This window comes from Pseudonocardia sp. (assembly GCF_025465255.1).
GTDB lineage: Bacteria > Actinomycetota > Actinomycetes > Mycobacteriales > Pseudonocardiaceae > Pseudonocardia.
This window is the reverse complement of the sequence record NZ_JAODNI010000205.1, coordinates 1-14,406: the sequence shown is the minus strand read 5'-3', so window position 1 is coordinate 14,406 and position 14,406 is coordinate 1. Positions and strand designations below refer to the sequence as shown.

At 71.4% G+C, this 14,406-nt stretch carries 17 protein-coding genes and 1 pseudogene; 17 read left to right on the top strand and 1 reads right to left on the bottom strand.

Going from position 1 to position 14,406, the window contains the following annotated elements; all coding sequences use genetic code 11:
- Positions 1 to 76: 76 nt before the first annotated feature.
- From secY to JWP64_RS24875, 6 genes are all read left to right on the top strand, one after another.
- Positions 77 to 1,387 (top strand): preprotein translocase subunit SecY, encoded by a 1,311-nt coding sequence (gene secY, locus JWP64_RS24900; RefSeq protein WP_297501822.1) that lies wholly within the window; start codon positions 77 to 79, stop codon positions 1,385 to 1,387.
- Positions 1,388 to 1,516: 129 nt separating this feature from the next.
- Positions 1,517 to 2,068, top strand: a complete 552-nt coding sequence (locus JWP64_RS24895; RefSeq protein WP_297501819.1) for an adenylate kinase — start codon at positions 1,517 to 1,519, stop codon at positions 2,066 to 2,068.
- A gap of 64 nt (positions 2,069 to 2,132) precedes the next feature.
- A complete protein-coding gene (gene map / locus JWP64_RS24890; RefSeq protein WP_297501816.1) occupies positions 2,133 to 2,960 on the top strand; it encodes a type I methionyl aminopeptidase in 828 nt (275 codons plus the stop codon).
- Between the two features lie 124 nt (positions 2,961 to 3,084).
- Positions 3,085 to 4,218 carry a Re/Si-specific NAD(P)(+) transhydrogenase subunit alpha gene (locus JWP64_RS24885; protein WP_297501813.1) on the top strand — a complete coding sequence of 378 codons (1,134 nt, stop codon included), beginning with the start codon at positions 3,085 to 3,087 and terminating at the stop codon, positions 4,216 to 4,218.
- Positions 4,218 to 4,577, top strand: a complete 360-nt coding sequence (locus JWP64_RS24880; protein ID WP_297501810.1) for an NAD(P) transhydrogenase subunit alpha — start codon at positions 4,218 to 4,220, stop codon at positions 4,575 to 4,577. The genes JWP64_RS24885 and JWP64_RS24880 overlap by 1 nt, the downstream gene beginning before the upstream one ends.
- On the top strand, positions 4,577 to 5,959 hold the full coding sequence (locus JWP64_RS24875) for an NAD(P)(+) transhydrogenase (Re/Si-specific) subunit beta (RefSeq protein WP_297501807.1): 1,383 nt from the start codon (positions 4,577 to 4,579) through the stop codon (positions 5,957 to 5,959). Before JWP64_RS24880 ends, JWP64_RS24875 begins: the two co-directional genes overlap by 1 nt.
- 46 nt (positions 5,960 to 6,005) lie before the next feature.
- Here JWP64_RS24875 and JWP64_RS24870 read toward each other — a convergent pair whose 3' ends face one another.
- Entirely contained in the window at positions 6,006 to 6,302 is a 297-nt protein-coding gene (locus JWP64_RS24870; protein ID WP_297501805.1) for a hypothetical protein, read from the bottom strand.
- A gap of 285 nt (positions 6,303 to 6,587) precedes the next feature.
- Here JWP64_RS24870 and infA point away from each other — a divergent pair, with 285 nt between their 5' ends.
- The 11 genes and pseudogenes from infA to eccB all read left to right on the top strand — a co-directional run.
- Entirely contained in the window at positions 6,588 to 6,809 is a 222-nt protein-coding gene (gene infA / locus JWP64_RS24865; RefSeq protein WP_028929190.1) for a translation initiation factor IF-1, read from the top strand.
- A 94-nt stretch (positions 6,810 to 6,903) separates the two neighbouring features.
- A complete protein-coding gene (gene rpmJ, locus JWP64_RS24860) occupies positions 6,904 to 7,017 on the top strand; it encodes a 50S ribosomal protein L36 (RefSeq protein ID WP_010148647.1) in 114 nt (37 codons plus the stop codon).
- 187 nt (positions 7,018 to 7,204) lie between these two features.
- The gene (gene rpsM / locus JWP64_RS24855) at positions 7,205 to 7,585 is read left to right on the top strand and encodes a 30S ribosomal protein S13 (RefSeq protein ID WP_297501789.1); all 381 of its coding nucleotides are present in this window, start codon (positions 7,205 to 7,207) and stop codon (positions 7,583 to 7,585) included.
- Positions 7,585 to 7,992 carry a 30S ribosomal protein S11 gene (gene rpsK, locus JWP64_RS24850; RefSeq protein WP_297501786.1) on the top strand — a complete coding sequence of 136 codons (408 nt, stop codon included), beginning with the start codon at positions 7,585 to 7,587 and terminating at the stop codon, positions 7,990 to 7,992. The genes rpsM and rpsK overlap by 1 nt, the downstream gene beginning before the upstream one ends.
- Positions 7,993 to 8,012: 20 nt before the next feature.
- Positions 8,013 to 8,618, top strand: coding sequence for a 30S ribosomal protein S4 (gene rpsD, locus JWP64_RS24845; RefSeq protein WP_297501783.1), 606 nt, complete (start codon positions 8,013 to 8,015; stop codon positions 8,616 to 8,618).
- A 149-nt stretch (positions 8,619 to 8,767) separates the two neighbouring features.
- A complete protein-coding gene (locus JWP64_RS24840) occupies positions 8,768 to 9,814 on the top strand; it encodes a DNA-directed RNA polymerase subunit alpha (RefSeq protein ID WP_297501781.1) in 1,047 nt (348 codons plus the stop codon).
- Between the two features lie 2 nt (positions 9,815 to 9,816).
- Positions 9,817 to 10,206 (top strand): annotated as a pseudogene (gene rplQ / locus JWP64_RS24835) (50S ribosomal protein L17); the annotation flags it as partial.
- 367 nt (positions 10,207 to 10,573) lie between these two features.
- Positions 10,574 to 11,434 (top strand): tRNA pseudouridine(38-40) synthase TruA, encoded by an 861-nt coding sequence (truA, locus tag JWP64_RS24830; protein ID WP_297501778.1) that lies wholly within the window; start codon positions 10,574 to 10,576, stop codon positions 11,432 to 11,434.
- A 76-nt stretch (positions 11,435 to 11,510) separates the two neighbouring features.
- Positions 11,511 to 12,476 carry a 2-oxoglutarate and iron-dependent oxygenase domain-containing protein gene (locus JWP64_RS24825; RefSeq protein ID WP_297501775.1) on the top strand — a complete coding sequence of 322 codons (966 nt, stop codon included), beginning with the start codon at positions 11,511 to 11,513 and terminating at the stop codon, positions 12,474 to 12,476.
- 35 nt (positions 12,477 to 12,511) lie between these two features.
- Positions 12,512 to 12,943 carry a nucleoside deaminase gene (locus JWP64_RS24820; RefSeq protein WP_297501898.1) on the top strand — a complete coding sequence of 144 codons (432 nt, stop codon included), beginning with the start codon at positions 12,512 to 12,514 and terminating at the stop codon, positions 12,941 to 12,943.
- Between the two features lie 60 nt (positions 12,944 to 13,003).
- Positions 13,004 to 14,406, top strand: a 1,403-nt coding sequence (eccB, locus tag JWP64_RS24815) for a type VII secretion protein EccB (protein WP_297501772.1), incomplete at its 3' end; no start/stop codon positions are given.

Below are 14,406 nucleotides of genomic sequence, written 5' to 3'. Positions count from 1 at the left end.
GGCCGGGACAGCCAGACGGCCGGTGCCCCCGGTCCGCGGCGGCAGCAGCCGCCGCCTGTGTAGGAGGACACCTGAGGTGCTGAGCGCTTTCCGGGCGGCCTTTACCACGCCCGACCTGCGGAAGAAGATCCTCTTCACGTTGGGCGTCGTCGCCGTCTACCGCCTCGGGGCCAACATCCCGGCCCCGGGCGTCTCGTATCCGAACGTGCAGGAGTGCATCCGGCAGGTCGAGGGCGGGGACAACTCCGGCGTCTACTCGCTGATCAACCTGTTCTCCGGCGGCGCGCTGCTCCAGCTGTCCATCCTCGCGCTCGGGATCATGCCCTACATCACGGCGTCGATCATCGTGCAGCTGCTCACCGTGGTCATCCCGCGGTTCGAGGCGCTGAAGAAGGAAGGGCAGTCGGGTCAGAACAAGCTGACCCAGTACACCCGGTACCTGACGATCGCGCTGGCCATCCTGCAGTCCACCGGCATCGTGGCGCTCGCGGAGCGCGGCCAGCTGTTCGGCAACTGCTCGCTGCCCGTCATCCCGGACGACGGGGTGTTCGCGCTCTCCGTGATCGTCATCGTGATGACCGCGGGTACGGCGGTCGTGATGTGGCTGGGCGAGCAGGTGACCGAGCGCGGCGTCGGCAACGGCATGTCGTTGCTGATCTTCGCCTCGATCGCCCACCGGATCCCGGCCGAGGGCAAGAACATCCTGGACACCGCGGGTGGACTGGTCTTCGCCGGCGTCTGCGTGTTCGGTCTGGCGATCATCGTCAGCGTCATCTTCGTCGAGCAGGGCCAGCGCCGGATCCCGGTGCAGTACGCCAAGCGGATGGTCGGCCGGCGGATGTACGGCGGCACCTCGACCTACCTGCCGCTCAAGGTGAACCAGGCCGGCGTCATCCCGGTCATCTTCGGCAGCTCCCTGCTGTACCTGCCGGACCTGATCTCCCGCCTCATCGGGACGAGCGGTGGCGGCTTCCAGCAGTTCGTCCAGACCTACCTGGTGGACCAGTCCAACTGGTTGCACATCCTCCTGTACGTCGGGCTGATCGTCTTCTTCACGTACTTCTACGTCGGCATCACGTTCAACCCCGACGAGCGGGCGGACGAGATGAAGAAGTTCGGTGGCTTCATCCCGGGCATCCGCCCGGGCCGGCCCACCGCCGAGTACCTGAACTTCGTGCTCAGCCGCATCACTCTGCCCGGATCGCTGTACCTGGGCATCATCGCGGTCCTCCCGAACTTCTTCCTGGGGGTGACCGGCGGCGGCCAGAACCAGAACTTCCCGTTCGGCGGGACCGCCGTTCTGATCATGGTCGGGGTGGGCCTCGACACCGTGAAGCAGATCGAGAGCCAGCTCATGCAGCGCAACTACGAGGGATTCCTGCGTTAAGGTGCGGGTGGGGGTCCGATCGGAACTCCGTTCCGTGTGACCCCGGCCCACCGGCCTTCGGGGAAAATTCACCTCGCTGCCGCCATCGTGGGCGGTGCAGCAGTCGATCATCAGGGAGGTCGGGTTCGCGTGCGACTCGTTCTTGTCGGTCCGCCGGGCGCGGGTAAGGGCACCCAGGCCGAGCGCCTGGCGGAGACGCTCTCCGTCCCGCACATCTCCACCGGAGATCTCTTCCGCGCCAACCTCAAGGAGGAGACCCCGCTGGGGGTCGAGGCGAAGCGCTACATGGACGCCGGGAACCTCGTCCCGGACGAGGTGACGGTCGCGATGGTGAAGGACCGCCTCGCGCAGCCGGACGCCGCGACCGGGTTCATCCTCGACGGCTTCCCGCGCACCGTCTCCCAGGCCGAGTCGCTCGCCAAGATCCTGGCCGAGCAGGACACCGCGCTGGACGCGGTCGTCGAGTTCGCCGTGTCGGACGACGTCGTCGTCGACCGGCTGATGGGCCGCGGCCGGTCCGACGACACCGAGGACGTCATCCGGCACCGCCAGCAGGTCTACCGGGACGAGACGTTCCCGCTGCTGGAGTTCTACTCCGACCGCCTCCTGACCGTCGACGCCGTCGGCGAGGTCGAGGAGATCACCAAGCGGGTCACCGGCGCCCTGCAGGCCGCGAAGTAGTTTCGCGGCGAACCCGCCCCCGATCCTGGGGGCGGGGGGCACCGAATCGAGAGGGAGGCCGGCGGTGACCGGGACGAGAGGCGGCGTACGCGGCGCACTGGCCAGGATCCGGGGGCGGGACATCGAGCTGAAGTCCCCCGGTGAGATCCAGGCGATGCGGGCGGCCGGGGCCCTGGTGGCCACCACGCTCGCCGCGGTCGTCGATCTGGCGAGGCCCGGCGTCTCCACCGCGGACCTGGACGCGCTGGCGGAGCAGACCATCCGCGACGCCGGCGCCGTCCCGTCGTTCAAGGGCTACCACGGGTTCCCGGGCAGCATCTGCGCGTCGGTGAACGACCAGATCGTGCACGGGATCCCGTCGGGCCGGCGGGTCCTGGCGGACGGGGACCTCATCTCGGTGGACTGCGGGGCGATCCTCGACGGGTGGCACGGCGACTCCGCCGTGACCATCCCGGTCGGGGCGGTCTCGGCCGCGGACCTCGCGCTCTCCCGGGCGTGCGAGAGCGCGATGTACGCCGGGATCGAGGCGGTCCGGCCCGGGGGCCGGCTCACCGACATCTCCTACGCGATCCAGGAGTCCTGCCGCGCCGCGGCGGACCAGGACGGCGCGGACTACGGGATCGTCGCCGAGTACGGCGGCCACGGCATCGGGACGTCGATGCACATGGACCCGTTCCTGCCGAACCACGGGGACCCGGGCCACGGCCCCAAGCTGCGCACCGGGATGGCGCTCGCCATCGAGCCGATGCTCACCGCGGGGGACCCCGAGACCCGCGAGCTCGCCGACGGTTGGACCGTCGTCACCGAGCACGGTGGGCGTGCCGTGCACTGGGAGCACACCGTCGCCGTCACCGACGACGGGTACCGGATCCTCACCGCGCTCCCGGACTGATCCGCACACCCGACCTCGGATTCGGGCCCGCCGGGACCCTGGCCGGTGGAACCGGTCGTTCGTCCGGTGTATCAGGGTGATCCGAAGGGGGCCATCGGGGTCCTCGCTGGTCTAGGTTCTGCCCATGAGTGCAGAAGCCGCAGGGCCGCGGCCGGAGAACCGGCCCCCGGGGCGGACGACCGTCGGGGTGCCGCGGGAGTCGGGTGCCGGGGAGCGCCGGGTCGCGCTGGTCCCGAAGGTCGTCGAGAAGCTGGTGTCCCGCGGGGTCGAGATCGTCGTCGAGTCCGGGGCCGGGCTGGGCGCGCTGATCCCCGACGAGGTGTACATCGAGGCGGGCGCCACCGTCGGGGATCCGTGGGCGTGCGACGTCGTCGTGAAGGTCGCCCCGCCGACGGCCGAGGAGATCGGCCGGCTCAGGTCCGGGGCGAGCTACATCGGCTTCCTGGCGCCGCTCACTTCCCCGGAGACCGTCGAGGCGCTGCGTGGCGCCGGCGTCAGCGGGTTCGCGATGGAGGCCGTCCCGCGGATCTCCCGCGCGCAGTCCATGGACGCGCTCTCCTCGCAGGCCAACGTGGCGGGCTACAAGGCCGTGCTGCTCGCGGCCGAGCGCTCCACCCGCTTCTTCCCGATGCTCACCACCGCTGCCGGGACCGTGAAGCCGGCGCAGGCCCTGATCCTGGGTGTCGGCGTCGCGGGCCTGCAGGCGCTCGCCACCGCCAAGCGGCTGGGCGCCCGCACCACCGGTTACGACGTGCGGCCCGAGGTGGCGGACCAGGTCCGCTCGCTCGGCGCGCAATGGCTGGACCTCGGGATCGAGGCGGTCGGCGAGGGCGGCTACGCCCGCGAGCTCACCGAGGAGGAGCGGGCCGAGCAGCAGGCACGCCTCGAGGAGGCGATCACCGGCTTCGACGTCGTCATCACCACGGCGAACGTCCCGGGTCGCACCGCACCCACGCTCGTCACCGCCAAGGCAGTGGAGGGCATGCGGCCGGGCAGCGTGGTCGTCGACATGGCGGGGGAGAGCGGCGGGAACTGCGCGCTCACCGAACCCGGCGAGGTCGTCGTCAAGCACGACGTCACGATCGCGTCCCCGCTCAACCTCCCGGCGACGATGCCGGAGCACGCCTCCGAGCTGTACTCCCGCAACGTCTCCTCGCTGCTGGAACTGATGCTCGACGACGAGGGCGCCCTGGCGCCGGACTTCGGCGACGAGGTCCTCGCGAAGTCCTGCGTCACGCGGAGAGAAGGGGACGCCTGATGGAGTCCGGTGGTCTGCTCGCGAACATCGCGATCCTGGTGCTGGCCGGGTTCGTGGGGTTCGCCGTCATCTCCAAGGTGCCGAACACGCTGCACACGCCGCTGATGTCCGGCACCAACGCGATCCACGGGATCGTGCTGCTGGGCGGGCTGATCGTGCTCGGCGAGCTCGAGAACCCGTCGATCCTGGACTCGGTCATCCTGGTCATCGCGATCGCCTTCGGGATGATCAATGTGATCGGTGGGTTCCTCGTCACGGATCGGATGCTGGGCATGTTCAAGGCCAAGCCCACGCCGCCCACCTCGGCCGAAGCGCCGTCGGCCGAGAAGGCCACGACCAACGGTAAGGGCGGCGCGTGATGGACGTCCTGGTCACCATCCTCTACATCATCGCGTTCGCGCTGTTCATCTACGGCCTGATGGGCCTCACCGGGCCGAAGACCGCGGTGCGGGGCAACAAGATCGCCGCGGTCGGCATGGTCATCGCGGTGGTCGCCACGCTGCTGCGGGTGCAGCACAACTGGGTGCTGATCATCGTCGGGCTCGTGATCGGGGCCGCGCTGGGCATCCCGTCGGCGCGCCAGGTGAAGATGACCGCGATGCCGCAGATGGTGGCGCTGTTCAACGGCGTGGGCGGTGGCGCGGTGGCGCTGATCGCGTGGTCGGAGTTCCGCACGTCGGCGGGCTTCTCGGACGCCGCGACCTACGTGGTCGTCGCGTCGATGTTCTCGGCGATCGTCGGCTCGATCTCGTTCTGGGGCTCGCTCATCGCGTTCGGCAAGCTGCAGGAGATCCTGCCCGGCCGGCCCATCGGGCTCGGGAAGGCGCAGCAGTTCGTCAACGGCCTGCTGCTCGTCGCCGCGATCGTCTGCGCCGTCGTCGCCGGGATGGGCGGGGCCTCGCAGCTGTGGATCGTCGGGCTGCTGCTGCTCGCCGCGATCCTGGGCGTGCTGGTCGTGCTGCCGATCGGCGGCGCGGACATGCCGGTCGTCATCTCCCTGCTCAACGCGCTGACCGGGTTGTCGGCCGCGGCGGCGGGACTCGCGCTGGACAACACCGCGATGATCGTCGCGGGCATGATCGTCGGCGCGTCGGGCTCGATCCTGACCAACCTGATGGCCACGGCGATGAACCGGTCCATCCCGGCCATCGTGGCCGGCGGCTTCGGCGGGACCGCCACGCTCCCGGGCGCCGACGACGGCGTGGACCGCACGGTGAAGTCCACCTCGGCGGCGGATGCGGCCATCCAGATGGCCTACGCCAGCCAGGTCATCGTCGTCCCCGGGTACGGGATGGCGGTGGCGCAGGCCCAGCATGCCGTGAAGGACATGGCGAAGCTGCTGGAGGCCAAGGGCGTCGAGGTCAAGTACGCGATCCACCCGGTCGCCGGCCGGATGCCGGGACACATGAACGTCCTGCTGGCCGAGGCCGACGTCTCCTACGACGCGCTCAAGGAGATGGACGACATCAACGACGAGTTCGCCCGCACCGACGTGACGCTGGTGATCGGGGCGAACGACGTCACCAACCCGGCGGCGCGGACGGACCCCGGCTCGCCCATCCACGGGATGCCGATCCTCAACGTCGACCAGTCCCGCTCGGTGATCGTGCTCAAGCGGTCGATGAGCAGCGGGTTCGCCGGCATCGACAACCCGCTGTTCTACGCGGACAACACCTCGATGCTGTTCGGGGACGCGAAGAAGTCCGTCTCGGAGGTGACCGAGGAGCTCAAGGCGCTCTGACCGCCGCCTGAGTGGCTCGAGCGTCGATGTCCGGCGCTCGAGCCACTCAGACGGCGGCGTTGGCCGGCGAGAGCGGGTGCGCCAGCTCGTCCCGGTCCAGGCGCCGGCCGAACAGCGCGGCGAGGGCGAGGAACGCCGGGACCAGCCCCGCCAGCACGAACGTCAGCGGGATGCCGATCGCGACGAGCCAGAGCCCGCTCGCGAACAGCGACGCGCCGATGGACAGCGCGAGCAGCCGGTAGTCCCGGTGCCGGAGCGGCCGCAGCGGCCGGGGCAGCCGCCCACCCGGGCCCGGCGCGGGTACCGCCGGTCGGCCCGAGGCCGGGGTAGGCTTCGCGGCCACGGCCCCATCACCTGCATCCGGGTCGAGGTCAACGGAATTCCGTCCGGTCCGCCCGCGCTCTCCGGCAGCGCCCCGCGCGCCCGGTACCCCATGTGCACCGACCTGCGCAACACACGTACACTGGGCTATCGGCGCGCCTCGTGGCGCCGGTTCCGGTCGTGCCTTCGCACCCTTCGGTCCCGTCTCCTCGTCGCGTGCCGTGCCGGAGAACTCGCCGCATCCCGCGGTGGGGACTCCGCACACAGCACGAGAAGACACTGACACCTGTCACGGAACGCGGAGGACATGGCCAAGAAAGACGGGGCGATCGAGGTCGAGGGCCGGGTCGTTGAACCCCTGCCGAACGCGATGTTCCGCGTGGAGCTGGAGAACGGGCACCGGGTCCTCGCGCACATCAGCGGGAAGATGCGGCAGCACTACATCCGGATCCTCCCAGAGGACCGGGTGGTCGTGGAGCTCTCTCCCTACGACCTCACCCGCGGCCGCATCGTCTACCGCTACAAGTGACATCCGGGGGCTTCGCCCCCGGGATCCCGCATCCACGGGTCGGTCCGGGAGCAAGCCCCGGACGTTCCCGAGGACCACGAGAAGGACGACGGACGTGAAGGTCCAGCCGAGCGTCAAGAAGATCTGCGACAAGTGCAAGGTGATCCGCCGTCACGGCCGGGTCATGGTGATCTGCGAGAACCTGCGTCACAAGCAGCGTCAGGGCTGATCCACCCGCACGTCGTGGTCATCTGACCGCAGCAACCGAAGCACTCGACACACCTACCGCGCCACACGGGCGCAACCACCCCCGGAACCAGGCCGGGGCCCGGAGACACGACAGCACACGAGGTCGTGCCCACCGGGGCGGGTGTCGGGAAGACCTGGCGGACACAGATTCAGGAGCACACCGCCGCATGGCACGTCTCTCTGGTGTCGACCTCCCCCGCGAGAAGCGGATGGAGATCGCACTGACCTACATCTACGGGATCGGCCGGTCCCGGTCGAAGGAGATCCTCGCCGCCACCGGGATCGACGCGGACATGCGTTCGCGCGACCTGAGCGACGAGGACCTCGCCACCCTGCGCGAGTACATCGAGAACAATCTCCGGGTCGAGGGTGACCTGCGCCGCGAGGTGCAGGCGGACATCCGCCGGAAGATCGAGATCGGTTGCTACCAGGGCATCCGACACCGCCGGGGACTTCCGGTCCGTGGTCAGCGCACGAAGACCAACGCGCGCGGTCGCAAGGGCCCGAAGAAGACCGTGGCCGGCAAGAAGAAGGCTGGTAAGAAGTAATGCCTCCCCGTACCCGCTCCGCGGCCGGCCCCAAGAAGGTCCGCCGCAAGGAGAAGAAGAACGTCGCCCACGGGCACGCGCACATCAAGAGCACCTTCAACAACACCATCGTGTCCATCACGGACCCGACCGGTGCGGTGATCGCGTGGGCCTCCGCCGGCCACGTCGGTTTCAAGGGCTCGCGCAAGTCGACGCCGTTCGCCGCGCAGATGGCCGCGGAGAGCGCCGCCCGCAAGGCGGCCGAGCACGGCATGAAGAAGGTCGACGTGTTCGTCAAGGGTCCCGGCTCCGGCCGCGAGACCGCGATCCGTTCGCTGCAGGCAGCCGGCCTCGAGGTCGGCACCATCTCCGACGTCACCCCCCAGCCGCACAACGGATGCCGCCCGCCCAAGCGGCGCCGGGTCTAAGGGAGAGGGAGTAACAACTCATGGCTCGTTACACCGGTCCCATGACCCGCAAGTCCCGCCGGCTGAAGGTCGACCTCGTCGGCGGCGACCAGGCCTTCGAGCGCCGTCCCTACCCGCCCGGCCAGCACGGCCGGATCCGGATCAAGGAGACGGAGTACCTCCTGCAGATGCAGGAGAAGCAGAAGGCCCGCTTCGGCTACGGCGTGCTGGAGAAGCAGTTCCGCAAGTACTACGAGGAGGCGAACAGGCGTCCCGGCAAGACCGGTGACAACCTGCTCCAGATCCTCGAGTCGCGGCTGGACAACGTCGTGTACCGCGCGGGCCTCGCCCGCACCCGGCGCATGGCCCGCCAGCTGGTCAACCACGGGCACTTCGTGGTCAACGGCCGGAAGGTGGACATCCCCAGCTTCCGCGTCTCGCAGTACGACGTGATCGACGTCAAGCCGAAGTCGATCAACACGGACCCGTTCGTGATCGCCAAGGAGCTCGTCGGCGACCGTCCGGTTCCGGCATGGCTGCAGGTCGTCCCCTCGACGCTGCGCATCCTGGTCCACCAGCTGCCCGAGCGTGCCCAGATCGACACCCAGGTCACCGAGCAGCTGATCGTCGAGCTCTACTCCAAGTAGACGCCAAGGGGCTCCGCCCCTCTCGACCCCGAAGGCACGGTCCCGGCTCACGCCGGGGCTGTGCCTTCACCCCGGACGCGGAAAGGGCTGCGTCCGGGTACTGCCGCGTCAAATAGTGGGCGCGGCAGGCCTGAAGGAGGCACCAACCCATGCTGATCTCTCAGCGCCCCACCCTGACCGAGGAGTCGGTCACCGAGACCCGGTCGCGCTTCGTCATCGAGCCGCTCGAGCCGGGCTTCGGCTACACGCTGGGCAACTCGCTCCGGCGCACCCTCCTGTCCTCCATCCCGGGGGCGGCGGTGACCAGCATCCGCATCGACGGCGTGCTGCACGAGTTCACCACCGTGCCGGGGATCAAGGAGGACGTCACCGACATCATCCTCAACCTCAAGGAGCTGGTCGTCAGCTCCGAGGAGGACGAGCCGGTGACGATGTACCTGCGCAAGCAGGGCCCGGGCGCGGTCACCGCGGGGGACATCGTCCCGCCCGCCGGTGTCACCGTGCACAACCCGGACCTGCACATCGCCACGCTGAACGACAAGGGCCGGCTCGAGGTCGAGCTCGTCGTCGAGCGGGGCCGTGGTTACGTCCCGGCGATGCAGAACAAGGCCACCGGCGCCGAGATCGGCCGGATCCCGGTCGACTCGATCTACTCGCCGGTGCTCAAGGTGACGTACAAGGTCGAGGCCACCCGTGTCGAGCAGCGCACGGACTTCGACAAGCTGGTGCTGGACGTCGAGTCGAAGCCGTCCATCGGCCCGCGCGACGCCCTGGCCTCGGCCGGCAAGACCCTCGTCGAGCTGTTCGGTCTCGCCCGCGAGCTGAACGTCGACGCGGAGGGCATCGAGATCGGCCCGTCGCCCCAGGAGGCGGACACCATCGCCGCCTTCGCGATGCCGATCGAGGAGCTGGACCTCACCGTCCGGTCCTACAACTGCCTCAAGCGCGAGGGCATCCACACCGTGGGTGAGCTGGTCGGCCGCAGCGAGGCGGACCTGCTCGACATTCGCAACTTCGGTGCGAAGTCGATCGACGAGGTCAAGATGAAGCTCGTCGGCCTCGGCCTGGCCCTGAAGGACAGCCCGCCCGGGTTCGATCCGTCGGCCGCCGCCGCGGACTACGGCTCGGACACCTACGACGCCGACCAGCCGTTCGGCGACGACGGCCAGGACTACGCAGAAACGGAGCAGTTGTAGCCATGCCTCAGCCCACCAAGGGGCCCCGTCTCGGCGGTTCGCCCGCTCACCAGCGGCTGATCCTGGCCAACCTGGCGACCGCGCTGTTCCAGCACGGCCGGATCACCACCACCGAGGCCAAGGCCCGTCGGCTGCGCCCGTACGCGGAGCAGCTGATCACCAAGGCCAAGAAGGGTGATCAGCACAACCGTCGCCAGATCATGAAGGTGATCCGGGACAAGTCGGTCGTGCACCAGCTGATCACCGAGATCGGTCCGTTCTTCGAGGACCGTCAGGGTGGCTACACCCGGATCACCAAGACGATGCCGCGCAAGGGCGACAACGCCCCGATGGCGGTCATCGAGCTCGTCCGGCAGAAGACCGTCACGGACGAGGCGAACCGCGCACGTCGCGCCGCCGCGTCGCAGGCGGCCGTCGCGGAGGAGACCGTCGAGGCGGCCCAGCCGCAGACGACCGACACCGAGGCCGTCGCCGAGGCCGAGACCGTTGGCGCCAGCACGGTCGAGGAGTCCTCCGCCACCGACGCGCCGTACGGCGAGGGCAGCCACGCCCCGCTCACCGACGCGTCGGAGGCCCCCGAGGGCTTCCCGATCAAGGGCAACGACAACTCGAAGCTCTACCACGTCCCGGGTTCGGCGTTCTACGACCGCACCGTGGCCGAGGTCTGGTTCGCCAGCCCGGAGGCCGCCGAGGCCGCCGGGTTCGCGCTGCCCGCGTCCCAGCAGGACGAGGACGAGAGCTGATCCCGGCTCTCTCGGCATGACGCACGACATCGACGGGCCCGTCCTCCCTCCGGAGGACGGGCCCGTCGCTGTGCACAGGGTCCGCCTGGACATCGCCTACGACGGCACGGACTTCTCCGGCTGGGCCGTGCAGCCCACCCTGCGCACGGTCTGCGGCGTCCTCACCGACGCGCTCTCCCGGATCGTCCGCACGCCCGTCGCACTGACCGTCGCCGGCCGGACGGACGCCGGGGTGCACGCGTCCGGGCAGGTGGCGCACGTGGACCTCCCCGTGGCCGAGGACGCGGAGCGGCTCGTCCGCCGGCTGGCCCGGCTGCTGCCCCCGGACGTCCGGGTGCGGGCGGTCACCCCCGTCCCGGACGAGTTCGACGCCCGGTTCTCCGCCCTGCGCCGCCACTACGTCTACCGGCTCGCGACCGCCCCGTACGGCGCCGAGCCGCTGCGGGCCAGGGACACCGTGAGCTGGCCGCACCCGATCGACCTCGACGCCGTCAACGCGGCCTCGGCGTGGCTGCTCGGCGAGCACGACTTCGCGGCGTTCTGCAAGCGCCGGGACGGCGCCACCACCGTCCGGGCCCTGGAGCGTTTCTCCTGGGCCCGCGACGACGACGGCGTGGTCCGCGCCGAGGTGTCCGCGGACGCGTTCTGCCACTCGATGGTCCGCAGCCTCGTCGGGGCGATGCTGGACGTCGGACGCGGGCGCCGGCCGGTGGAGTGGCCCGGCGGGCTGCTCGCGCGGGGCCTGCGGGCGAACGACGTCCTGGTGGCCCCGGCGCACGGCCTCTCCCTGGTCCGGGTGGACTACCCGCCGGGCTCGGAGCTCGCCGCCCGCGCGGGCGTCACGCGGAACGTGCGGGCCCCGCTCGAGTCCCGCTGAGCACAGGGTGTTTCGGGGGTGTTGCCGTCCCGGCCGGACGGTTGCCCGCGGAGCCCACGGGCCGGAGGCTGGATGCATGGGTGAGCACGAGCCGATCCGGACGGTCGATCTGGCGCGGTGGCGGTCGTACGAGGGGGCCGGGCAGATCGCGGCGGACGTCGACGCCTCCCTGCGCGAGGCCGGGTTCCTGCTGGTCCGCGGGCACGGTGTGGACCCGGACCTGCGCGCCGAGGTGCGCCGAGCGGCCCGGGAGTTCTTCGCCCTGCCGACGCCGGTGAAGGAGAGGTACTCCGTCCGGATCGGCGGGCGCGGCTGGCTGCCACCCGGCGTCGAGGCGAACGGGAACGTGGAGGGCGAGCCGACGCCGCCGGACCTCAAGGAGTCCTTCGCCGTCGGTGCGGACATCCCGGTCGGGGACCCGGAGATCGACGACGTGTGGTTCCCGCCGAACGTCTGGCCCGCGGAGGTCCCCGTGCTGGGCGAGGCGGTGCGGGAGTACGCCGCGCACATGCGCCGGATGTCGGACGAGCTGCTGGCCCTGTGCGCGTCCGTGCTCGGCCTGCCCGCGACGACGTTCGGCCTGCTCACCCGTAACCCCACCTGGACGTTCAACATCAACCGCTATCCGCCGCTGTCCGAGGTGGGCGAGCCGGCGCCGGGCCAGTTCCGGATCGGCGCGCACACCGACTTCGGCACCGTCACCGTGCTGGACCGCGAGCCCGGCGCGGGCGGCCTGCAGGTGCACACGGACGAGCGCGGGTGGCGGGACGCGCCCTACGATCCGGACGCGCTGACCGTCAACATCGGGGACCTGCTCGCCCACTGGACCGGGCTGCGCTGGCGCTCGGGCCGGCACCGGGTGCTGCCGCCGCAACCCGGGGCGCCGGCGGAGGAGCTCGTCTCGCTGGTGTGGTTCTACGAGCTGGACCACGACGCGCTCGTCACCCCGCTCGGCCCGCCCGTCGGAACCCGGGACGATCTCGAGCCGGTCGTGTCCGCGCCGTTCCTGCGGGCACGCCTCGACGCGATCTCCGTGTCGTGAGCCCCCGTATCGTCAGCCGGGTGGATCCCAAGGACATGCTCGAGGTCGCCCTGGCCGAGGCCCGCGCCGGCCTGGCGGAGGGCGGCATCCCCATCGGCGGTGCACTGATCGCCGCGGACGGCACGGTGCTCGGCCGCGGGCACAACCGCCGCGTCCAGGACGACGACCCGTCGGCGCACGGGGAGACGGCCGCCTTCCGCGACGCCGGCCGTCAGCGGGACTACCGCAGCACGACCATGGTCACCACGCTCTCGCCGTGCTGGTACTGCAGCGGCCTGATCCGCCAGTTCGGCATCGGCGCGGTGGTGATCGGCGAGAGCCGCACGTTCACCGGCGGGCACGACTGGCTGGCCGAGCACGGGGTCCGGGTCACCCTGCTCGACGACGAGCGGTGCGTCTCGATGATGGAGGAGTTCATCGCGGCGAGGCCCGAGCTGTGGAACGAGGACATCGGCGTCGCTGAGTAGTTTCCCCTGGGTGTACGGAAGCCGCCTCGCAGGGGAAAGGGCCTCGCTACCGTCCGGCCGGTGACCGCACCGGGCTCGCTCGAGCCGCCCCGCGCCACCGCGCCGCACGGCCTCGTGCAGGCGCCCGCGACCAAGGACCAGGCCGACGCCCACCGCTTCGGCCTGCGCCGTTTCGAGGCGGCCCTGGTCCGTGCCGACCCCGTGCTCGCCCACGAGCAGCTCCGCTCGCAGCGCCGGGCCGCGTTCGCCGGCGCCGTGCTGGGCGTGCTCGGGCTGGTGGCGGCCGCGGTGATCGCCGCGGTGTCCCCGCAGCCGGACTGGACGCGGCAGTCGCTCGTCGTCGGCCGGACCTCGGGCGCGATGTACGCCGTCGCCCATGACCCGGACCGGCTGGTCCCGGTGGCCAACGCGGCGGCCGGGCGGCTGGTCGTGGCGGCCATGGGCGGCGCGGGCGGGACGGTCGAGCCGAGGGTCGTGCGGGACGAGGACCTCGCCGTCGCCGCGCGTACCCCGGCCGCCGCGGTGCCCGGCGCCGTCGCCGTGCGCACGGACGGCCCGCCCGTGCCGGACCGCTGGGCCGTCTGCGACCGCCTCGGCCGCGGCGTGCCCCGCCGAACCCTCGTCCTCGCGGGCTCCCTCGCTCCCACTCCCCGGCCGCCGGTCCCGGCCGGGGAGCGTGCCGTCGCCGCAGCTCAGGGTGGGGCCGGATCCTCGGCCCCCGGGCCGGTTCCGGCAGCGGACCCGGCCCCGGGGCTGCTCCTCTCCGGCGGCGCGGGGGACACCTGGGCGGTGATCGGGGGCGTCCGACACCGAATCGACCCGGGGGATCCGGTGGTCGTCGCCGCGCTCGGGCTCACCGGGCACACGCCGCGGCCGGTCGGTGCCGGCCTGCTCTCCGCGATCACCGAGGGGCCCGCCCTGCGCGCGCCGGTCGTCGCTGCCGGGCCGGGGCCCGCGGGGCTGGGCGAGAACGCCGGCACCGTGCTCGTGGTCCGGCCGCTGAACGGGCCCGCCCGCTACTACGCCGTGCTGGACGGCGGCGTCCAGGAGATCCCCGGGCCCTTCGCCGAGGCGTTGCGGGCGCGCTCGGGTGTGGACCCGGTGGAGGTCGCGCCCGGCACCGTCGCCGAGGTCCCGGCCGTCACCGAGCTGAACGCGGCGGCCTGGCCGGTGTTCGCGGGCCCGTGGGCGGACCCGCCGGAAGGGCACGTCGTGTGCTGGACCTGGGCGGATGGCGTGACGGACGTGCTGACGGCCGCGGAGCCGCCGGTGGCACCGGGCGCCGTGGCCGTGGATCTGGCCGCGGCGGACGGTACGGGCCCGGGGACGGACACGGTGGTCCTGCGGGACCCGGGCCCGGTGCGGGCGCACAGCGCGTCCGGGGGCGGGACGCTCTGGCTGCTGTCGGGCGCCGGTGTGGCCTACGGCGTCGCGGACGACGCGACCGGCGCCGCCCTCGGTGT